This window comes from Marivita geojedonensis, from assembly GCF_002115805.1.
Taxonomy (GTDB): Bacteria; Pseudomonadota; Alphaproteobacteria; order Rhodobacterales; family Rhodobacteraceae; genus Marivita; species Marivita geojedonensis.
Genome location: NZ_JFKC01000017.1, coordinates 46822 through 66453, shown reverse-complemented (window position 1 = coordinate 66453; position 19632 = coordinate 46822). Strand labels below are relative to the sequence as shown.

General features: G+C 61.8%; 23 protein-coding genes and 1 other RNA gene. 13 read left to right on the top strand and 11 right to left on the bottom strand.

The features are described 5' to 3' along the window. Position 1 precedes the first annotated feature (1 nt). Positions 2 to 1204, bottom strand: a complete 1203-nt coding sequence (locus MGEO_RS15180; protein WP_085639617.1) for a pyridoxal phosphate-dependent aminotransferase — start codon at positions 1202 to 1204, stop codon at positions 2 to 4. A gap of 85 nt (positions 1205 to 1289) precedes the next feature. On the opposite strand from MGEO_RS15180, the gene MGEO_RS15175 reads away from it, so the two are divergent. The 3 genes from MGEO_RS15175 (at position 1290) to MGEO_RS15165 (ending at position 2517) form a co-directional block, all read left to right on the top strand. Next, positions 1290 to 1682, top strand: coding sequence for a helix-turn-helix domain-containing protein (locus MGEO_RS15175; RefSeq protein ID WP_085639708.1), 393 nt, complete (start codon positions 1290 to 1292; stop codon positions 1680 to 1682). After that, positions 1679 to 1939 (top strand): succinate dehydrogenase assembly factor 2, encoded by a 261-nt coding sequence (locus MGEO_RS15170; protein WP_085639614.1) that lies wholly within the window; start codon positions 1679 to 1681, stop codon positions 1937 to 1939. The genes MGEO_RS15175 and MGEO_RS15170 overlap by 4 nt, the downstream gene beginning before the upstream one ends. Before the next feature lie 80 nt (positions 1940 to 2019). Next, positions 2020 to 2517, top strand: coding sequence for a MarR family winged helix-turn-helix transcriptional regulator (locus MGEO_RS15165; protein WP_085639612.1), 498 nt, complete (start codon positions 2020 to 2022; stop codon positions 2515 to 2517). Here MGEO_RS15165 and MGEO_RS15160 read toward each other — a convergent pair. The 4 genes from MGEO_RS15160 to MGEO_RS15145 form a co-directional block, all read right to left on the bottom strand. Further along, positions 2514 to 3224 carry a DUF1194 domain-containing protein gene (locus MGEO_RS15160; protein WP_085639609.1) on the bottom strand — a complete coding sequence of 237 codons (711 nt, stop codon included), beginning with the start codon at positions 3222 to 3224 and terminating at the stop codon, positions 2514 to 2516. The genes MGEO_RS15165 and MGEO_RS15160 overlap by 4 nt on opposite strands. A 4-nt stretch (positions 3225 to 3228) precedes the next feature. Continuing rightward, entirely contained in the window at positions 3229 to 3657 is a 429-nt protein-coding gene (locus tag MGEO_RS15155; protein WP_085639606.1) for a VOC family protein, read from the bottom strand. Between the two features lie 69 nt (positions 3658 to 3726). Beyond that, on the bottom strand, positions 3727 to 5091 hold the full coding sequence (locus MGEO_RS15150) for a tetratricopeptide repeat protein (protein WP_085639603.1): 1365 nt from the start codon (positions 5089 to 5091) through the stop codon (positions 3727 to 3729). Next, positions 5091 to 6239 carry a hypothetical protein gene (locus MGEO_RS15145; protein ID WP_211297953.1) on the bottom strand — a complete coding sequence of 383 codons (1149 nt, stop codon included), beginning with the start codon at positions 6237 to 6239 and terminating at the stop codon, positions 5091 to 5093. The genes MGEO_RS15150 and MGEO_RS15145 overlap by 1 nt, the downstream gene beginning before the upstream one ends. Positions 6240 to 6481: 242 nt before the next feature. Between MGEO_RS15145 and thyX the strand changes: the two genes are divergently transcribed. After that, positions 6482 to 7387, top strand: a complete 906-nt coding sequence (gene thyX, locus MGEO_RS15140) for an FAD-dependent thymidylate synthase (RefSeq protein WP_085639595.1) — start codon at positions 6482 to 6484, stop codon at positions 7385 to 7387. Positions 7388 to 7582: 195 nt separating this feature from the next. Here thyX and MGEO_RS15135 read toward each other — a convergent pair whose 3' ends face one another. Beyond that, positions 7583 to 8029, bottom strand: a complete 447-nt coding sequence (locus MGEO_RS15135; RefSeq protein WP_085639592.1) for a YHS domain-containing (seleno)protein — start codon at positions 8027 to 8029, stop codon at positions 7583 to 7585. 178 nt (positions 8030 to 8207) lie between these two features. On the opposite strand from MGEO_RS15135, the gene MGEO_RS15130 reads away from it, so the two are divergent. The 3 genes from MGEO_RS15130 to MGEO_RS15120 all read left to right on the top strand — a co-directional run bounded on the left by MGEO_RS15130 (position 8208) and on the right by MGEO_RS15120 (position 10406). Continuing rightward, positions 8208 to 8999, top strand: coding sequence for an inositol monophosphatase family protein (locus MGEO_RS15130; protein ID WP_085639705.1), 792 nt, complete (start codon positions 8208 to 8210; stop codon positions 8997 to 8999). A 62-nt stretch (positions 9000 to 9061) separates the two neighbouring features. Continuing rightward, positions 9062 to 9895 (top strand): KPN_02809 family neutral zinc metallopeptidase, encoded by an 834-nt coding sequence (gene ypfJ, locus MGEO_RS15125; protein ID WP_085639589.1) that lies wholly within the window; start codon positions 9062 to 9064, stop codon positions 9893 to 9895. A 1-nt stretch (position 9896) separates the two neighbouring features. Then, positions 9897 to 10406, top strand: coding sequence for a protein-tyrosine phosphatase family protein (locus MGEO_RS15120; protein ID WP_085639586.1), 510 nt, complete (start codon positions 9897 to 9899; stop codon positions 10404 to 10406). Between the two features lie 9 nt (positions 10407 to 10415). On the opposite strand, the gene ffs is transcribed toward MGEO_RS15120, so the two are convergent. Beyond that, positions 10416 to 10512: signal recognition particle sRNA small type (gene ffs, locus MGEO_RS15115), an RNA gene on the bottom strand. 126 nt (positions 10513 to 10638) lie between these two features. On the opposite strand from ffs, the gene nudC reads away from it, so the two are divergent. Genes nudC through MGEO_RS15100 form a run of 3 tightly spaced genes read left to right on the top strand, consistent with a single transcriptional unit; the run spans position 10639 to position 12917 of the window. Further along, entirely contained in the window at positions 10639 to 11607 is a 969-nt protein-coding gene (nudC, locus tag MGEO_RS15110) for an NAD(+) diphosphatase (protein ID WP_085639583.1), read from the top strand. Between the two features lie 39 nt (positions 11608 to 11646). After that, on the top strand, positions 11647 to 12114 hold the full coding sequence (locus MGEO_RS15105) for an SRPBCC family protein (protein ID WP_085639580.1): 468 nt from the start codon (positions 11647 to 11649) through the stop codon (positions 12112 to 12114). Continuing rightward, positions 12111 to 12917 carry a DUF4198 domain-containing protein gene (locus MGEO_RS15100; protein WP_085639577.1) on the top strand — a complete coding sequence of 269 codons (807 nt, stop codon included), beginning with the start codon at positions 12111 to 12113 and terminating at the stop codon, positions 12915 to 12917. Before MGEO_RS15105 ends, MGEO_RS15100 begins: the two co-directional genes overlap by 4 nt. 12 nt (positions 12918 to 12929) lie before the next feature. On the opposite strand, the gene hemC is transcribed toward MGEO_RS15100, so the two are convergent. Continuing rightward, complete coding sequence (gene hemC / locus MGEO_RS15095; RefSeq protein ID WP_085639574.1) at positions 12930 to 13892, bottom strand: hydroxymethylbilane synthase; 963 nt, start codon at positions 13890 to 13892, stop codon at positions 12930 to 12932. Positions 13893 to 13993: 101 nt separating this feature from the next. On the opposite strand from hemC, the gene hemE reads away from it, so the two are divergent. Further along, positions 13994 to 15028 (top strand): uroporphyrinogen decarboxylase, encoded by a 1035-nt coding sequence (gene hemE, locus MGEO_RS15090; protein ID WP_085639571.1) that lies wholly within the window; start codon positions 13994 to 13996, stop codon positions 15026 to 15028. A gap of 49 nt (positions 15029 to 15077) precedes the next feature. Here the strand turns inward: hemE and MGEO_RS15085 are convergent, their stop codons facing one another. Then, on the bottom strand, positions 15078 to 16112 hold the full coding sequence (locus MGEO_RS15085) for a DMT family transporter (RefSeq protein WP_332908320.1): 1035 nt from the start codon (positions 16110 to 16112) through the stop codon (positions 15078 to 15080). A gap of 94 nt (positions 16113 to 16206) precedes the next feature. Between MGEO_RS15085 and MGEO_RS15080 the strand changes: the two genes are divergently transcribed. Both MGEO_RS15080 and MGEO_RS15075 read left to right on the top strand, forming a co-directional pair. Further along, the gene (locus tag MGEO_RS15080; RefSeq protein WP_085639568.1) at positions 16207 to 17139 is read left to right on the top strand and encodes an ABC transporter ATP-binding protein; all 933 of its coding nucleotides are present in this window, start codon (positions 16207 to 16209) and stop codon (positions 17137 to 17139) included. After that, a complete protein-coding gene (locus tag MGEO_RS15075) occupies positions 17136 to 17897 on the top strand; it encodes an ABC transporter permease (RefSeq protein WP_085639566.1) in 762 nt (253 codons plus the stop codon). Before MGEO_RS15080 ends, MGEO_RS15075 begins: the two co-directional genes overlap by 4 nt. Before the next feature lie 40 nt (positions 17898 to 17937). Here the strand turns inward: MGEO_RS15075 and MGEO_RS15070 are convergent, their stop codons facing one another. Together MGEO_RS15070 and MGEO_RS15065 are read right to left on the bottom strand one after the other, a co-directional pair. After that, the gene (locus tag MGEO_RS15070) at positions 17938 to 18267 is read right to left on the bottom strand and encodes a hypothetical protein (protein WP_085639562.1); all 330 of its coding nucleotides are present in this window, start codon (positions 18265 to 18267) and stop codon (positions 17938 to 17940) included. Positions 18268 to 18435: 168 nt separating this feature from the next. Continuing rightward, a complete protein-coding gene (locus MGEO_RS15065; protein WP_085639559.1) occupies positions 18436 to 19497 on the bottom strand; it encodes a YeeE/YedE family protein in 1062 nt (353 codons plus the stop codon). Between the last annotated feature and the right edge of the window lie 135 nt (positions 19498 to 19632).

Below are 19632 nucleotides of genomic sequence, written 5' to 3'. Positions count from 1 at the left end.
ATCAGCTTAACCCGGCGCAGAACGCCTGAATGCGACGGCAGGCATCGGCCAGTACCTCGTCCGAGGTGGCATAGCTGACGCGGAAATAGGGGCTGAGTCCGAAAGCGGCACCGAACACGACCGCCACACCGTGTTCTTCAAGAAGCGCAGTTGCAAAGGCCTCGTCCGTGTCGATCAACGTGCCGCCCGCGCTGGTCTTGCCGATGCAGCCGGCGATGGACGGGTAGACGTAAAACGCGCCTTCCGGCACGGCGCAGGTGATGCCCTCGCAGGCGTTCAGCCCCGCAACCACCAGATCGCGGCGCTTGCGGAACGCCTCGTTGCGCTCGGCCAGAAACTCCTGCGGCCCGTTCAGCGCCTCGACCGTGGCCCATTGGCTGATCGAACAGGGGTTGGTGGTGGATTGCGACTGCAGCTTGCGCATTGCGGCGATCAGGTGTTCGGGGCCAGCCGCGTAGCCGATCCGCCAGCCTGTCATGGCATAGGATTTCGACACGCCGTTGACCGTCAGCGTCCGGTCATAAAGGCCGGGCTCGACCTGCGCGGGGGTGCAGAACTGGAACCCGTCATAGGCCAGGTGTTCATACATATCGTCGGTCATCACCCAGACATGAGGGTGCCGCATCAGCACATCCGTCAAAGCTTTCAACTGGTTGTGCCCATAACCCGCACCTGTGGGGTTGGAGGGCGAGTTGAAGATGAACCACTTGGTGTTGGGCGTGATCGCGGCCTCAAGCGCCTCGGGCGTCAGGCGGAACCCGTTGTCGATCGTGGTTTCCACGATCACCGGCTCACCACCGCCCAGCCGCACCATATCGGGATAGCTGACCCAATAGGGGGCGGGGATGATCACCTCGTCACCGGGGTTCAGCGTGGCCATCAGAGCGTTGTAAAGCACCTGCTTGCCGCCGGTGGACACCGCCACCTGCGACGGGGTGTAGTCCAGCCCGTTCTCGCGCTTGAACTTGGCGCAGATCGCCTGCTTGACCTCAGGAATTCCGTCAACAGCGGTGTATTTCGTTTTTCCCGCCTCAATCGCCGCAATTGCAGCGGCCTTGATGTTGTCGGGTGTGTCAAAGTCAGGCTCACCGGCTCCGAGGCCAATCACATCCTGTCCCGCCGCTTTCAGTTCCATCGCCTTTTGTGACACTGCAACGGTGGGGGACGGGCTGACGCGGGCAAGGGTGTCGGACAGAAACGGCATTGAAGGCCCCTGTTTGTGATTGGTTTCTGACTGTCTTAGGGTGCACGCAAAATTCGATCAAGCAATGATCGGGATAGGAGAACGGATGACCGAGAGCGACGAAAACTGGTATGCCCCTGAAATCGCGACCTTTGGCGACCGCATGACAGCGGCCAGAGAGGCGGCGGGGATGACGCAGGAGTCGTTGGCCAAACGGCTCGGTGTCAAGAAGAGCACGCTGCAGAAATGGGAAAATGACGTGGCCGAGCCACGTGCCAACCGGCTTTCCATGCTCGCCGGGCTGCTGAATGTTTCGATGATGTGGCTGATCAACGGCGAGGGCGAAGGTGTCGAAAACCCTGATGCCGAGCCGATGCCTTCCGATCTGACCGAAATCATTCTTGAAATCCGCGAACTGAAGTCTGACCTTCACCAGAAGGCCGAACAGCTGGCCCGGATGGAAAAAAGACTGCGCAATCTCATGGTGCCCCAGCAATGAGCGAAACCCGCGAAAACCGTCTCAAACGCCTGTCCATGCGCTCCATGCGGCGCGGGATCAAGGAGATGGATATCATTCTGTCGCGATATGCCGAGCTTCGTCTGGACACGTTCGACGACACGATGCTGGACCGCTACGATGCGCTTCTGTCGGAAAACGATCAGGATCTGTACCAGTGGGTGAGCGGACAGAAAACGCCGCCCGAGCCGCTGCAGGATCTGATTTCAGACATCTCTTCGGTCGCGTTTCAGCAGTGATCCGGCAAACCGGACCAGCTTAACCGATTATTCGGGATTTTGCCCGATGCTCCGTCGCAACAGATTAGGCGGAGACAATAATGAGCATTCATGCATCTGTTGAGCAGGGCCGGACCAATGGCGTGTTGGACGGCTATCTTGAGGCGCTCGCCCTGGTCGAGAGGCTGCACAGGCTGCTTCTCGACGTGATCAAGGACGAATTCGAACGTGTCGGCATCATCGAAATCAACGCGGTTCAGGCGCTGCTGCTGTTCAACATCGGCGATAACGAGGTCACTGCGGGAGAGCTGAAAACCCGCGGCTACTATCAGGGCAGCAATGTCAGCTACAACCTCAAGAAACTGGTGGACATGGGCTACTTGCACCATCAGCGGTGCGAGATCGACAGGCGCTCGGTACGCGTTCGGCTGACGGCGCGGGGGCGGGAGATCCGAGATCTGATTTCGGCTCTCTTTGCGCGGCATGCTGACGGTCTGATCGAAAAGAACGTGATCGACCATGATACGCTGGACGACATGGGCAGCACGCTGCGCCGGATGGAGCGGTACTGGACCGATCAGATTCGCTACATCTACTAGCCCGGCTGCGGACCGGTGACCGGGCGGGCACTCAGGATCATGTCGTTCAATTCGCGGAACAGCTTCCGCGTCATGGCCTCGCGGTATCCGGCATAGCCTTCAGAGGTTTCCACAAACGCGCCGAACCCGTAGCGGACTTCGCGGTGGAAGTAATCGAGCACATCATCCGACCCGCCCAGAACAGCCAGCCCGTTGACGGTGACATTGGCAAAAGGAAAGTTCTTGTAGGCGAGGCGTGGCGGAAACCCGTCATTGTTCTCGCCATCCCCGGACACGTCTATCACACTGCGGTCGCACTCGGGCCCGCGTGCCAAAAGGGTCGCGCCATATCCCAGCGCATATCCCATCGCGGTGGGAAAGCGCGTGTGACTGCGCGGGGCCGACATCAATCGGTCGATCAGCCCGTCGATCGCAGCGTCGTCGTGCAGGGCAACCCAGTTGCTCACCATCGCACTCTGACGACGTCCGCTCCATTCATAGATGGCCACCGACACATGGCCGTTGCCCTCCAGAATGGCTGCGCGGATCAGGGGATCGCCCAGAGCCGCAGCAAGACCGTCGCGTTGAAGGATGTATTCTTCGGCATCGACCGACGACGACACATCGAGGGCAAGCACAAGCGCGAGGCGGCAGTGATCCTGCGCAAGCGCCGGGCTGGTCAGACCCAGCCCCAGCGCCATTGCAATCCCTGCCCACCAGCGCCGCATCACATCACCAGTGTCCGGTGTTTTCCATGCTGGCCCATGGCTCCTGCGGGGGAAGGTCATCGCCTTCCTGCAGCAGTTCAATCGAGACATTGTCCGGCGACCGGACAAATGCCATGTGCCCATCGCGCGGCGGCCGGTTGATGGTCACACCGTTGTCCATCAGGTGCTGGCACATCTCGTAAATGTTGTCGACGCGGTAGGCCAGGTGTCCGAAGTGCCGACTGTCGGACGGCAACCCGTCGTCCCCATCCCAGTTGTATGTCAGTTCGACCGGGCACTCTTCCTGACCTTCGGGGGCCATGAAGACGAGCGTAAAGCGCCCCTTTTCGCTGTCCATTCGGCGGGTCTCCTTGAGACCCAGAAGGCTGTAGAACTTGATCGATTCATCAAGGTCCTTCACGCGGACCATGGTATGAAGGTAGCGAAGCGGCATAGCGTCCTCTTTGTTTGGTTCCCCAAGAGGCTAGGCCAATTCGCCGCGATGTCGAGAGGTATCCGCGCCCTAAAAGGTCGAGCGGATGCCAAGCTGAACGCCGAAATTCTCGGTCTCGTAAAGATCGATATTCGCCTCTGTCCGTTCCGCGTTGAAGGTGATCGTGGGCACGAAACCGTAGAAATCCATGTCCGGAAGGACTGCCGTGACCGTGGCCTTGATTGTGCGCTCATCCCGGCCATCGGTGGTGAGGCTCGACCGGTCATGTATTTTCTGTGAAACCGACAACCCGAATTCGAGCTGCGCCGGTCCCACCGGTTTGGCCAGACCGTAGCTCGCCGCGATCATGCGCTGCGAATAGTCGAGGTAGTCGGCGTCACTCCGGGATTCGGTGAACCCGGTGGACAGCGACACCCGGTTGCCGTTTGCCAGTGCCATCCCGTACCCGATCTGTCCGCTCCAGATCGTCGCGTCCTCGCGAGTGTCATGGCCTTTCTGACCTTCGCGGCTCAGGGACAGGTTCAACACACCCGTGTCACCAGCGGCCCGCCGATAGGTCGCACCGATCCGGTTGTAGCTCAGCAGGGGATCACCGCCATACCACGTGCGTCCGATCCGGGCGTTCCACCCGAGCTGCGCTTTGCCGCCGGGCAGAGCATAATCTTCCTGCACCCCGACAAACACGGAACTGGTAGCGAAATCGGCGCCGTCTGCGTCAGGCGCGATGTCCCTGGCTTCGTCTGACAGCACATAGGTTCTGTGCGACAGACCGAACAGAAGGTCGGTCCGACGCATGGCGGATTCGCGCAGACGATAGCGGGTGCTCAAACCGGTCGAGATTTCGACCCCCGAAAGGGCACGGGCTTCTCCCTCAAGCGAGAATTCGAACGGCAGGCCGAACAGCTCCGATGTTTCGTTGCGGCTGCCGTTGTTGATGTTCGAGCTGGGCGCCACCGAAAAGCGCAGCGCAGTGGCCCAGGGGTTCTGCCGTCGGACATACCGAAAATCCTCGGTCGCGCGGGCCTTGCGTGCGTCGGTCGAAGCCAGTTGTACCGCACGCCGCAACCAAAGCTGTGCTGCCGTGCGCCGGCCCGAGGACGACAGCGCCTGCGCCATGGCCAGCGCGGCGGCGTATTTCGCATCCTCGTCTTCGGCCAGTTTCCAAGCGCTGCGCGCGTGGCTCAGCGCGTCGTCGTAGCGGCCCAGGTCCCGGGCCGCGCGCGAGCGAATAAGATGCGCGTTGAGATCGGCATCGTCGCGCTGGATCAGTGCCCCTGAAAGGTCATAGGCCAGTCCTGCCTGACCCTGCAGAACCGCCTGTCCGGCCAGTTCGCGCATCTGCGCGGGGTTGAGAATGGCTTGGGCAGACGCCTGCGCCGCCGCAAAAGCGACGGCGCCGAGGGTCAGGGCAATTCGACGGGACCAGCGTGTCATCACTGTCGGTAGACGATGAATCCGCCGGTTTCCTGATAGGTGTTCCCGTCAAAGCGCGGGTCATCGCCTGTCATCACCAGTACGCCGACGACCTCATCGGCGTTTTCGCCGGACATGATCGCATAGAACGTGCCTTCACCGGTTTCGTTGGACGAACCGTCGTCAAAGTTGGCTACTTCGCGGATTTCGCCAGCAATCTCGCCGTTGGCATCGGCGTCGTCCGGCGAAATGACCGGCCGGATGCGCGGCAGCACCGGGTTGCCGTCTGCATCCGTCTCGTAAATGAGTGACGGGGCATCCGCATCATCGCCGCTGTCAAGGTTTCCAAACAGACCGCCGCTTGTCCCGCCGCCGCTTTCGTTGAGCGCTTCGAGATAGGCGATGGTGACGTCATTACCGTTGCTGTCATAGATGCGACGGTCGTTCACAAACAGCGCAACGCCGCGCTGACCATCGTTGAAGTCCTTGAAGTCGACATACATCTCGGCCTCGCCATCGACGAATTCGAATCCGCTGCGGCCTTCGAACACGCGGATGCCGGCATAGTCGCCCAGAAAACGCGCGTCGCCTTCGGATGGGAGGACCAGCCGCACGGCATTTCCGTCATCGTCAAAGCCATTGCGCTGATAGACAAACCCGCCGAACCCGTAATCCACGTAGGATCCGGACCGGACGATGGCGAATTCCGTCGCGCCGGACGTGCTCCGGCCGTAGATGGCGCGGTATGTGAACGTGCGCAGGGTGGTGCCCGTCACCGGGTCTTCGGTGGTCTCCGCGCCCTCGTAGACAGCAAAGGAACCAAGCTGCGCCACGCCGTTAACGGGGTCGCCGCGCGTGTAGACGTTGTTTCCATCGAACGCGATGTTGTCGACGAAGAATTCGTCCTGACCTTCGTCATTGCGGTATTCGATATTGGTCGCATACCCACCGCCTGTATCCGAATCGAGTGCTTCACGGCGGACGATCTGGGTATCGGGCGTCGGGGTCGTGGTGCCGGGCGGCAGTTCCGGCGTGCCTCGGTCGCTCGAGATCGGGGTTTCGTCATCGGTGCCGTCACCGGTTCCCCCGTCCGTGTCCGTGCCCTCGCCCGTGGTCGGCGCCTGCAGCACGTCGCCACCGCCGCTGTCACAGGCTGCGACGAACCCCATGCATAGGATAAGAAAGAGAATGCGCGTCATGGAAATACTGCCTCGATTTGCCCTGGTCTTATCTGCGACCTCTGGCGGGAAAGTCTTGCAGCGGGGTTTGAAAGTCAACGCAAAGCAGAATGTCAGGGGCGAAAAACCGGGCCAGTGCGGCGCAGATGCATAACACCATCCTTGGTGGTTCCTACAGGCATACCCCCGAGATATAGTCGGTGCCGACTCATCCTAGTGGGAAAGGATTCGCCATGCCCCTGTCGCCCGAACAAGAGGCCGAAATCACCGAACAGCGCAGCGCGCCGCAGCAGACGTTGCGTGCGGTCAGCGAGGGGATGGAGAGCCATCTTTACACCGCTTACCCGGTGCTGGACCACGGGTTCATCCGGGTGGTGGACTACATGGGCGACGATGCCGCGATCTGCCAGGCGGCGCGTGTGTCGTACGGCAAGGGCACCAAGTCGGTTCAGAATGACGAAGGGCTGATCCGCTACCTGATGCGGCACTGGCATTCGACCCCGTTCGAGATGTGCGAGATCAAGCTGCACGTCAAACTGCCGGTGTTCGTGGCACGCCAGTGGATCCGGCACCGCACCGCCAACGTGAACGAATACTCGGCCCGCTATTCGATCCTTGACAGGGAGTTTTATATTCCCGCGCCCGAACACCTTGCTGCGCAGTCGGTGGTGAACAACCAGGGGCGCGGCGAAGCGCTGGAAGGCGAGGAAGCGGACCGCGTGCTGCGCTATCTGCGTGACGACGCGATGCGCTGCTATGATCATTACGAAGAGATGATCAGCCAGGAAGGCCAGCAGGGACTGGCCCGCGAACTGGCCCGGATGAACCTGCCCGCGAACATCTACACGCAATGGTACTGGAAGGTCGATCTGCACAACCTGCTCCATTTCCTCCGACTCAGAGCAGATTCGCACGCGCAGTATGAAATAAGGGTTTATGCCGAAGAGATTTGCAAAGTCGTCGCCGACTGGGTCCCCTTCGCCTACCGCGCCTTCGAGGACTACCGCATGGGCGGCGCGACGCTCTCCTCTACCGCGCTGGACTGCGTGCGGCGGATGCTCAAGGGCGAGACCGTGACGCAGGAAAATTCCGGTATGTCCAAAGGGGAATGGCGGGAGTTTGAAGGGTTGTTGGGATAATTCATTCGGAAAGCGACACGCGCGAATAGCACCGAAGGTGCCGCGCGATCGCCAGACCGCCCGGACGGGCTGGCGATTTGGCAGCCGGATCTGCGTCGTTCAGCTTTCGTTAGGATTTGACACCTATAAAGCGCGTTAGTTCGAAGGTCGGCTCGCCATCCCGCGGTCTGGCGAGCGCGCTCTCGGGTTGGGCGGTTACCCCAAAATCCCCGGCCAGTTTGCCTCGCCCTTGGCGATGTTGCCGGGCACATCCTGAAGCCACAATTCGCGGGCGCGGAGGTTGGCGTTGAGGTAGAGGCGGTCCTCGTAGATCGTCCAGGCCTCGGGCGTTGTCGGCGCGAGGTAGCCGCGGGAGGCGGCGAAGGCGCAGTAGCCTCCGAAGGCGGGTTCATAGGCCGTGGGGTTGGCGGCGAAGGCGTCGGCGGAGGCCTGATCGGCAAAGCGCCAGGTCGCGCCCTTGTAATCGAGGGTCACGTCGCCACCCGCGACCGGGCCGTTCGTGGTGAAATAGCCAACCGGGTCTGAGCCGTCGATGGCAATGCCGCCTTCCTGGTAGATCTCGGGTTCGCGGGCCAGCGCCGGGCGGGCAAGACAGAGCGCGGGAGTGGCGAGGGCAAGGGCGGAAAATGTGCGGCGGTGCATCGGCGTTCATCCTTTTTCAACAACTCTGGGTCAGACTTGGTCAGCGACGCAACGGAAAGAAGGAGATTGATACATTGATCCGCGCCTCGTGAAGGGATGTCATCGCCCGCGCCCTCTTGGCATTGCGGCGTGTCCCGCTTATACGCCCGGTCTGATCCCGAACAGCCGGAGGCCCATGATGCAGGGCAGCGCCAATCTCAACATCATGATCAAAGCCGCCCGCAAGGCGGGTCGGTCGCTCAACAAGGATTTCCGCGAGGTCGAAAACCTGCAGACCTCGGCCGCGAGTGCAGACGAATTCTTTGCCCGCTCTGCGAAGGCGGCGGCGGATCTGCTGCGGGGGGAACTGACCGGTGCGCGCGGGACATATGGCTACGTCGATGCGACAGGCGAAACCGACGGCGAAGACCCGACACGCCGCTGGATCGTCGGCGCGCTGGAAGGCGGTTCGAACTTCCTGCACGGTATGCCGCATTTCGCGGTCACGATTGCGCTGGAGCACAAGGGCCAGATCGTCTCAGCGGTGGTGTTCGACCCCGCCAAGGACGAGATGTTCTATGCCGAAAAAGGGCAGGGCGCATGGCTCAACGACAACAAGCGCGTGCGTGTGTCGAGCCGGACCCGGCTTGTGGAAGCGGTGGTCGGGCATGCGGTGCCCTTCGGTGTGAAGCGGACGCTGCCTGCGACGCTCAAGGATCTGGCGCGGGTGATGCCGGAATGTTCGGGCCTGCGCGCCTCTGGGTCGACGGCGCTCGATCTGGCCTATATCGCTGCCGGTCGCATCGACGGCTTCTGGCAGCGCGAGGGATCGCTGATTGACCTCGCGGCGGGCCTGCTCATTGCTGCCGAGGCCGGAGCCCTGATCGAAGGCGTGCGCGAGGGGCAGGTTCCGCTCGAGCATGGCGCGGTGATCTGTGCCAACAACCAGGTCTTCGGCGCACTTGCCAAGGTCCTGCGCAGCGCTGACTGACAGGGGGCTATCCCCGGTCAAATCCCTGTGTATCATGTCCCGGAACGTATCTGGGGGATGACATGCGTCTGAGAGGCATTCGCGGCAGCCGCAACATTGAGGATCGCCGCCGAAGCGGTGGCGGCGGCAAGGCCGGTCTGGGGGGCGTTGGCCTGCTGGTTGTGCTGGCAATCGGTTATTTTGCGGGAATCGATGTCACGCCTCTGCTGCAGCAGACGACGCAGGCGTCCTCGACCCCGCGTGAACTGACCGCTGAGGAACAACGCGCGGCCGAGTTTTCGTCGCGGGTGCTGGCAACAACGGAACAGGTTTGGGGCGAAATTTTCCCGTCACAGGTCGGCCGCCCCTATGAGCCACCGGTGCTGGTGCTGTTTTCCAGCGTCACAGCCTCGCCCTGTGGCAATGCCAGCGGGGCAACAGGTCCGTTCTACTGTCCTGCGGACGAAAAGGCCTATCTGGATACGCAGTTCTTTGCGACCCTGTCCCGACAGCTTGGCGCGCGCGGCGATTTTGCCGCTGCCTATGTGATCGCCCATGAGGTGGCGCATCACGTTCAGAACGAGCTTGGGATTCTGGGGCAGGTCAACGAGCGCCGCCAGGTCGTGGGTGAAACGCAGGCCAATGCGCTGACGGTGCGGCTGGAATTGCAGGCCGATTGCCTCTCCGGTGTCTGGGCGCGGTCGGTGGACGGATTGCTTGAACCCGGCGATCTGGAAGAGGCGTTGAATGCGGCCCGGATGATCGGCGACGATCACCTTCAGGAACGCGCGGGCCGTGTGTCGCAGCCGCACACCTTTACCCATGGCACGTCCGAACAGCGGTCGCGCTGGTTTGCCACCGGCTATCAGAGCGGCGATATCCGCAGTTGCGACACGTTCGGGGCACAAAGGCTCTGAGATGATCGTCTACGCGGTTTCCGCCGGTCAGGGCATCCTTGCGATTTCCCCAATCCCGGGTGCGGACGGGGATTATGCCGGCGACGTGCAGCATCTGATCGAATGGAAGCCGGCCATCGTGATCTCACTTGTGAGCGAGATCGAGCTTGTCGCGGCCGGTGCGGCGGACCTTTGGCGGCATCTGGTGGATGCCGGATGCCGGTGGGAGCATCTGCCGATTCATGACTTTGGTGTGCCGGATGCCGAGTTCGAAGAGGCCTGGCCCGAGATCAGTGCAAATGCCCGTCGGGCGCTGATGGGCGGAGGCCGAATCCTTGTCCATTGCCGGGGCGGCTGTGGCCGGTCCGGCATGGTGGCGCTGCGACTGATGATCGAGTTGGGAGAAGCGCCTGAAGATGCGCTGGACCGGCTGCGCGCCGTGCGCGCCTGTGCCGTGGAAACCGCAGAGCAGATGGCCTGGGCCAAGGCTGCGAAACGCGAACCGGCGACATTCCTGCGCCATGAGGATTGAGAGGGGTAAGGTGAGAGGCTGGACAACGACCCAAGCATGGCTCGTTACGGCTGCTTCCTTCCGGACCTGACCGGGTTGGCGAGGTGCTCGCCCGCGCCAACCTCTCGCCCCGTCACATAGGCAAAGGTCCATCGGATTGCAAGCCGTCCGGCGGGGCAAAAGCGGTCGGGTGGATTGTTCTTTCCGGTGGGACGTGGCATCGCGAAAGGGCAGCAGCAGGGGGCAGAACGGAATGCGCACGGCAGAGCAGGTGACCTTTGGCGGATCGGCGCTTGATCGCGCGGCAGAGCTGCGTGGCGACGTTCCGGCGCTTGCGGCGGTTCTGCAGGACCCGGCGACCCGAACCATTGTGCTGTGGAAAGGCAAGCCGCTGCTGACCGGAGAGGGATCGGAGCGCAGTCTTGTGCGGCTCCCGCTGGATCACCCGATTCTGAAAGAAGCGCGCGAGTCCCCGATTCTTCTGGGCCGTGAAGACGGCGCGGCGCGGTTTGCGCATGACATTTCGGCCTGGGTGCCGGACGAGGACATCAGCGAGGTGGGGGCGTTCATCGATCGAAGCGAACAGCGCCATCCGACCTTGCCGGACGATCACGGTTTTGCCGAATTGCGCAGCGTGATGACGGCTCTGTCCCCGCGGGATGCAGAGCTTGCGGCAACGGCCAAGGCGATTCTCGGCTGGCATGAGACACATGGGTTCTGTGCCCGGTGCGGCGCGCAGAGCGATGTCACGCAGGCTGGGTGGCAGAGGGTATGTCAGGCCTGCGGGGCAAGCCATTTCCCCAGGACCGATCCGGTCGTGATCATGCTCATCACCCATGGCAACAAGGTGCTTCTGGGCCGGTCACCCGGATGGCCCGAGGGCATGTATTCCTGCCTCGCCGGGTTCGTCGAGCCGGGTGAGACCATTGAGGCTGCGGTTCGCAGGGAGGTCTGGGAAGAGGCGGGTGTCCGGGTGGGCGAGGTGCGTTATCTGTCCAGCCAGCCGTGGCCGTTTCCCGCGTCTTTGATGTTCGGCTGTCAGGGTATTGCCCTGTCGGATGACATCAATATCGATCCGGTCGAGATCGAAGACGCGCTTTGGGCCAGTCGGGAGGACGTGATGGATGCGCTGGCAGGTCTGAGACAGGGGCTCTTGCCGGCGCGAAAAGGTGCGATTGCACATTTTTTGCTGCGCAATTGGCTTGCCGATACGCTGGATTGACGCAAGTTTAGGTTTAACCGCGTAACCAGGGACAATCCGATGCAAGTGACCGCAACCGAAGATGTCGAGGCCCCGATGGAGCACGTCTTCGCTGAATTGACCGCTTTTGACGTTCTGGAACGCCGGGCGATGCGGCGGGGAATCGACGTGCGGCGCAGCTATCGCGGAGCGATGCCTCAGCCGGGCGAGGGCTGGGAGGCAAAATTTCGGTTTCGCGGCAAAGAGCGCACGGCGAATATCGCTCTGGAAGAACTTGATGCGCCACAGCTGCTTGCCTTTTCGGGCGCCTCGGGTGGTCTGGAAACCAATACCCGAATCGAACTGGTGCCGTTGTCGCCAAACCGGACGCGGGTGAATCTGGTGTTCAAGATGGCGCCAAAGACCCTGTCGGCGCGGCTTCTCGTGCAGTCCTTCAAGCTGGCGCGGTCGGGCATCAACAAGAAGGTTAAAAAGCGTATGGCCGATTATGCGCGTGATATCGAAAGCAAGGTGGCACGTTCCGCATGACAGTCCGCAACACCTTTCTGGCCCTGACCGTCGCGCTGCTTCCGGCGCCGGTCGTGGCGCACGAATTCTGGATCGCGCCCGAAGCCTATCAGGTGCCGCCGGGCGGACCGCTCGTGGCAACACTCCGGGTGGGCGAGAACTTTGGCGGGGCAGAGCAATCCTATCTGCCCCGCAATTTCGAACGCTTCGATACGCGCTGCGGCGATGAGGTGGCTGCGGTCCCCGGGCGTGCCGGCGACCGGCCTGCCTTGAACTTCGAGGCACCGCGCGACGGGCTGTGTGTGATCATTCACCAGACCCGTGACTATACGCTGACCTATCGCGAGTGGCAGAAATTCGTGAATTTCGTCGAGCACAAGGATTTCGAGGGTGTGCTGGCCGAACACGCGGCGCGGGGGTTGCCTGAGACCGGGTTCGTAGAGCTCTACAGTCGCTACGCCAAGAGCCTGATTGCGGTGGGTGACGGGGCCGGGGCAGACGCCGAGGTTGGACTGGAAACCGAGATCATCGCAGAGGCGAACCCCTATACGGACGATGTGAGCAGCGGGTTTCCGATCCGGGTTCTCTATAATGGCGAACCGCGCGCGGATGCGCAGGTTGAACTCTTTGACATGGCACCCGGAGGAGAGGTCGACGTGACCCTGCATCGAACGGATGCCGAGGGACGTGTGCGCCTGCCTGTGCAGCCGGGCCATGCCTATCTGGCCGATGCGGTGGTTCTGCGACCGCTTGAAGCGAAGGCCGAGAATGACCCGGTTTGGGAAAGCCTTTGGGCATCGCTGACTTTTGCCGTGCCGGAGTGACCGGCACAGGCTTTATGCGCCGTGCCAGTCGAAGAAGCCCGGACCCGCGCGGTCGAGAAGCGTGCGGGCGAGGGTTTTGCCCATCTCGGCACCGTTTGCGATTGGTCCGCTGATTTCGTCCGCATGTGCCTCTGACCCGTCCGGACGCAGCACCTCGCCGCGCAGGCGGAGCGTGTCGCCGTCAAGTTCGGCAAGACCGGCAATCGGCGTTTCACAGGAGCCGTCCAGCGCTTCAAGGAACGCGCGTTCGGCGGCGAGGCGTTGGCCTGTGGGCGTGTCGTGGATCGCAGCCAGCATCTGTGCGGCGCGCTCATCGTTCACCCGGCGTTCGATGCCGATTGCGCCCTGGGCTACGGCGGGCAGCATGTCGTCGGTTTCGATGGCGGTCTTGGGAACGTCGTCCATCTTGAGCCGGTTCAGACCTGCCATGGCGAGGAACGTGCAGGAGGCCACTCCGTCTTCGAGCTTTTTCAGGCGCGTCTGCAGGTTGCCCCGGAATTCGACCACGTTGAGGTCGGGCCGGCGGTTCATCAGCTGTGCCCGGCGACGCAGCGACGATGTGCCGACAATCGCGCCCGAGGGCAGGTCGGCGATGCGCGTGACATTATGTGAGATGAACGCATCGCGCACGTCTTCACGCGGCAGGTAGCAGTCGAGCATCAGACCCTCGGGCTGTGCCACGGGCATGTCCTTCATCGAATGCACGGCAATATCGATCCGGCCTTCGAGCATCGCTTCTTCGATTTCCTTGGTGAAGAGACCCTTGTTGCCGATCTCCTTGAGCGGGCGGTCCGCATCGATCAGCGTGCGGTCGTCACCGGTGGTCTTGATGACCACGATGTTGAACGCCTCGAACGGCAGATCGAAGGCCTTGGACAGGCGTTCGCGGGTTTCGTAGGCCTGAGCCAATGCCAGCGGGGAACCGCGGGTGCCGATGTTCAGGGGTTGGTCGGGTGTGGGCAGGTCTATCGTCATGAATCGATCTTTATGCGTGTAAACTTGTCCTGACAACCATGCTTGTCTTGACATATGGCTTTAGAGGGTTGATCCGAAGGCTAGTGACAAGGAAAGACCTGATGAGCCAGACAAAAACCATCCTCCGTGCCCTTGCGGGCGAAACTCTTCCGACCCCGCCGATCTGGATGATGCGTCAGGCCGGACGTTACCTGCCCGAATACCGCGCGACCCGCGCGCAGGCCGGGGATTTCCTGTCGCTCTGCTACAATTCCGAGCTGGCCGCCGAGGTCACCTTGCAGCCGATCCGCCGCTACGGCTTCGATGCGGCGATCCTGTTTGCCGACATTCTGCTCTTGCCGCAGGCGCTGGGCGCGGATCTTTGGTTTGTGACGGGCGAAGGCCCGCGCCTGTCGACGATCACCACGCAGGCCGAGTTCGACAAGCTGGGCAAGGGCGAGATGATCCACGACACGCTCAACCCGGTCTACGAGACCGTGCGCATCCTGCGCCGCGAATTGCCGGAAGAAACCACGCTGATCGGCTTTGCCGGAGCGCCGTGGACGGTGGCCACCTATATGATCGCAGGGCGCGGCACGCCCGATCAGGGGCCGGCGCATGCGCTCAAGGAAGAAAACCGCGCGCTGTTCGAGGCCATTCTTGAACGGCTGACCGAAAGCACAATCGACTACCTGTCGGCGCAGATCGACGCGGGTGCCGAGGTGGTCAAGATTTTCGACAGCTGGGCCGGATCGCTCAAGGGCGACGATTTCGAGCGCTACGCCAAGTACCCCGCCAAGGTCATCACCGAAGAGATCAAGCGCCGTCATCCGGGGATTCCCGTGATTGCCTTCCCGCGTCAGGCGGGCGACGGGTATATCGGGTTCCACGCAGCAACCGGCGCGGACTGCGTCGCCGTCGATGACAGCGTGACGCCGGAATGGGTGGCCGAGCATGTTCAGCCGGGTGGCTGTGTGCAGGGCAATCTGGCCTCGCGCCACATGGTGACAGGCGGGCAGGAGTTGGTCGATGAGACCCGCAAGGTTGTGGATGCGCTCAAGAACGGGCCGCATATCTTCAATCTTGGTCACGGGATCACGCCGGATGCAGACCCCGAGAACGTGAAACTTATGATCGACACGGTGCGCGGCGCCTGAACCCGCCAAAACCCGTGAACGCGTTTTGACACCTCCGATACCGGAGGTGTCAGCCCGTGCGGCTGCCGGGGCGTTTTGGGACGATGACCTTGCCCTTCTGACGCTCGCGCAGGAATACGAAAAGGCCCGCGCCGAGGATCATCGCGCAACCTGCCCAGATCGCGGGTGTGGGCCATTCGGCAAAGAACAGCCAACCCCAGAAGATCGCCAGTGGCAGGCCGATATATTCGAAGGGCGCGATGCTGGCCGACGGGGCCATGCGGTACGCCGCAGTGACGCAATAGGCGATGATGCCGTTGCAGATGCCCGTCAGGATGAAGAGCGGCCAGTCCTGATTGCCGGGCCAGACCCAGGCGCGCAGCAGGAAGTGCAGGCTGGGTGCATCGGGGCCGGGATCGGCCTTGCCGTCCCCGACGATCAGGAAGAACAGCGATGAGACCGCGAGAAACATCAGCTGGTTGTAGATGGTCAGTGCGGCGGCGGTGCTCTTGACCCCCAGTGCTCGGGTCATCACGGCCATCGCGGCATAAAGCGACGCGGCGATCATGGGCAGAGCAAAGAGCCACGGTGGCCCGTAGACAGAGCCGTCGCCCCACGGTTCCTGCATGACGATCACGCCGAGAAAGCCGAAGACGATCGCGCCGAGCCGCAGCGGGCCGACCTTTTCCCCGAGGAAGAGAAAGCTGAACAGCGTGATGAAAAGCGGGCCGACGAAGAATAGCGCGGTGGTCAGGCCAAGCGGCAGGACCGCCAGCGAGGCGAAGAAGGTCATGTTTGCAGCGACCAGTGTCAGCCCGCGCAGAACATGCAGGCCGGGGCGGCTGGTGCGCAGGAGCGACAGCCCGCCTTCAAGATGCAGCATCAGAGCGGAGAAGAAGATCCCGATGGCCGTGCGCGTGAACACGATCTGGTGCAGCGGGTAGCCACCGGACAGCGCCTTGATCAGCATGTCGTTGATCGAAATGGCAAAGACGCCGATGCAGATCAACGTGATGCCACGCGCAACGTTCGAGTCGGATTGGGAGGTCATGACCCAGCCATAGGCGCAGCGGGCAGAAACGTCAGGTCCAAAAACGACCTGCACACCTCTTGCGTTCTGATGCACGGCAATCGGGATTGCGTCTGGCGGGCGCTGTATTAGGTAAGTCCTCTGTCCGTTTGAAAAGGAGGGCCGCGTCATGCCGATGGTCCGGATCAGCAATGTCCGCAAAGCCTACAAAGATGGGTTCGAAGCCCTGAAAGGCGCATCGCTCGATATTCACGAAGGCGAGATTCTGGCGCTGCTTGGCCCCAACGGCGCGGGCAAGACGACGCTCATTTCGACGATCTGCGGGATCACGCAGCCGACCTCCGGCACGATCATCGTGGGCGGGCATGACGTTGTCACGGACTATCGCGGCGCGCGGTCGCTGGTGGGTCTGGTGCCGCAGGAGATCAATCTGGAGCCGTTCGAGCGGGTGATGAACACGGTTCGGTTTTCGCGCGGGCTGTTTGGTAAACCCAAGGATGATGCGCTGCTGGAGCGCATCCTGCGGGAACTCTCGCTCTGGGACAAACGCGACAACCGGATCATGGAATTGTCCGGTGGGATGAAGCGGCGGGTGCTGATTGCCAAGGCTCTCGCTCATGAGCCGCGTGTGCTGTTTCTGGATGAGCCGACAGCGGGTGTCGATGTCGAGTTGCGCCGCGACATGTGGGAGATCGTGGCCGGGCTGAAAGAGGCCGGTGTGACGATCATCCTGACCACTCATTACATCGAAGAGGCCGAGGCGATTGCCGACCGGATTGGGGTGATCAACAAGGGTGAAATTCTGCTGGTCGAGGAAAAGACCGCGCTGATGACGCGGTTGGGACAGAAGGAATTGCGGATCGAATTGCACGATCCGGTTGACGCGTTGCCCGAGGCTTTGGCTGATCGGGGTCTGCGGATCGAAGAGGACGGGCAGGTGTTGGTGTATTGCTACGACACCGCGCAGGACCGCACCGGGATCGCAACGCTGATCCGCGAAGTGAGCGAGGCGGGTCTGGTGCTGCGGGACCTGCAGACTCGGCAGAACTCGCTTGAGGATATTTTCGTCGGGCTGGTGTCCAAACAGGAGGATGCGGCATGAACTGGCAGGCCATCCGCGCGATCTATGTCTTCGAGATGTCGCGCTTTTTCCGAACGCTGTTGCAGAGCTTCGTGTCTCCGGTGATTTCGACCTCGCTGTATTTCGTGGTCTTTGGTGCCGCCATCGGCAGCCAGATCGATCAGGTCGAGGGTGTGTCCTACGGCGCGTTCATCGTGCCGGGGCTGATCATGCTGTCGGTGATGACGCAGGCGATTTCCAACGCGTCTTTCGGGATTTACTTCCCGAAATTCATCGGCACGATCTACGAACTGCTGTCCGCGCCGATCAACTTTCTGGAAATCGTTCTGGGCTATGTCGGTGCGGCGGCGACAAAGGCGCTGTTCATCGGGGTGGTGATCCTTGCTACCTCGGCGCTTTTCGTTGATCTGAGCATCCAGCACCCGCTTGCGATGCTGGCCTTCCTTGTGCTGACCTGTCTCAGCTTTGCGCTGTTCGGGTTCATCATCGGCATCTGGGCCGGTAATTTCGAACAGCTGCAGCTGATCCCGCTCTTGGTGGTCACACCTTTGGTGTTCCTTGGCGGGTCGTTCTATTCGATCTCGATGCTGCCACCGGTGTGGCAGACGATCTCGTTCTTCAACCCGGTGGTGTACCTTGTGTCGGGCTTCCGCTGGTCGTTCTTCGGACTGGCCGATGTGCCCATCGGTCTGAGCCTTCTGGCGATCGCGGGCTTTACGTTGCTCTGCCTTGCGATCATCTGGCTGATCTTCAAGACAGGCTGGCGCATCCGTCAGTGACACTGCCTGCGGGTCAAAGCCCGCAGGCTGTTTTTGCGTGTCACATGCTGACGACGATAACGCCCGCCACGACCAACGCACCTCCGGCAAGTTCGCGACTGCTGAGCGGTTGCCCCACGAAGTAGGTTGCGCAGAGGACAAGCAGCGTCTCGGTTGCCATGATGGCAATGTAGGCGAGACCCAGATCGACCTGACGCAAGAGGAGGATTTCAGCGGTAACGACGGCCGCCAACATGAGGGCGATTGCGCCGACGACGATCGTTGTCGTGTCCTGGGACGCGAGCTTCATCAGGATTGTTGCAACAGCATAGCCGACACCGGCAGTGATGACCAAAAAGGCCTTGTTCGAAAATAGATCGAAAACAAGCATGGGATTACCATTTGTTAAAAAGGGTGGTCGAAAAATTAATTAATGATTCAGGATAGCACGGTTTGGGGTCCTGTGTAGACAGGAAATCCGTCCCTCACGCCGATTTCAGCGATACGCTAGGGGTGCATGTCAGGCTGTACAATGACCGCCCTGCGCGGACCGCTGGCGTCAGACTGCGGCGGGTTGCCCCCGTCCGCCCATCACCAGATCCATGCTCATCCCGCCGATCCACATGCAGAAGAGGGCGAGCCACGCTGTGCCGGCAAAGATCGATCCGCCGGTGACGCCTGCGCCGATCGCACAGCCGCCCGCAAGCATCCCGCCAAAGCCCATCAGCGCTGCGCCGATCATCGCGTTGCGCATGGGGGTCGGACCTTCGAAGCCCTGGAACTTCAACTCGCCAGTGAACAGAGCCGCGAGGAAAGAGCCGATCACCACGCCGGGCACCAGACCGATGTCGAATTCCAGAACAGACGACCGGTCGAGGAAGAACATCAGCGTGTTGGCGGACGGCCCGGTGAAGGTGGCGCTTTCGATCTGGACAGGTTCGAACGCGACGAGGCTGAGCGCATAGGTGAAAGCCCACCCCATCGCGACGGCGAAACCAACGCCCGAGGCGAAGACCAGACGCTGCCAGCCGATCTGGTTGCGTCGTGACAGCTCAAGAGCCAGCAGCGCGGTGGCGAGGCCGAACACAAGGCCCGAACCCTCGGGAAGGTGCAGCGCAGTCAAAAGGTCCAAATTGCGCCCGCCGGATGTGATCCACATGGCGGCAAGACTGTCGCGGATCGGAGCGAGCCAGCCAGTGAGGCTCATCTGTGCGACCACGGCAAAGATCAGGCCCGACACGACAGATCGCAGGTTGCCGGTTGCGGCCAGAACCAGAAGCCGCCCGGAACAGCCGCGTGCGAGAACCATGCCAGCACCGAACATCAGCCCGCCGATGATGGCGCCGGACCAGCTTCCGGGGACGGCCATCATGCGCGCTTCTGTTGTGTCGATCAGGCCGAACATCTGCGCTGCCTGTACCCAGACCACGGCGGTCGAGAAGGTGAGCAGCCACACCGCGACCTTGTCCTGCATCATGCCACGGGCGAATTCGACGGTGGCCGCGCGCAGACAGAAACGCGAACGCTGGGCGGCAACCCCGAAGGTGATGCCGGTGATCAGTCCGAACAGGGCGGCGGTGGGTGCTTCGCCGATGCGGTCCACAAGGGTGACAAGGTCCATGGCGGTCTCCGGTCTTGGGTTGGCCATGCATGCGCGAGCGTGAATGTGTTCGCCTTGATTTGGATCAGATGGCGTATGCCGATTTGCCCCAAATCGCCGGGTTTCGCGCCCAATTCGGGTTTCGGATCTCCTGTT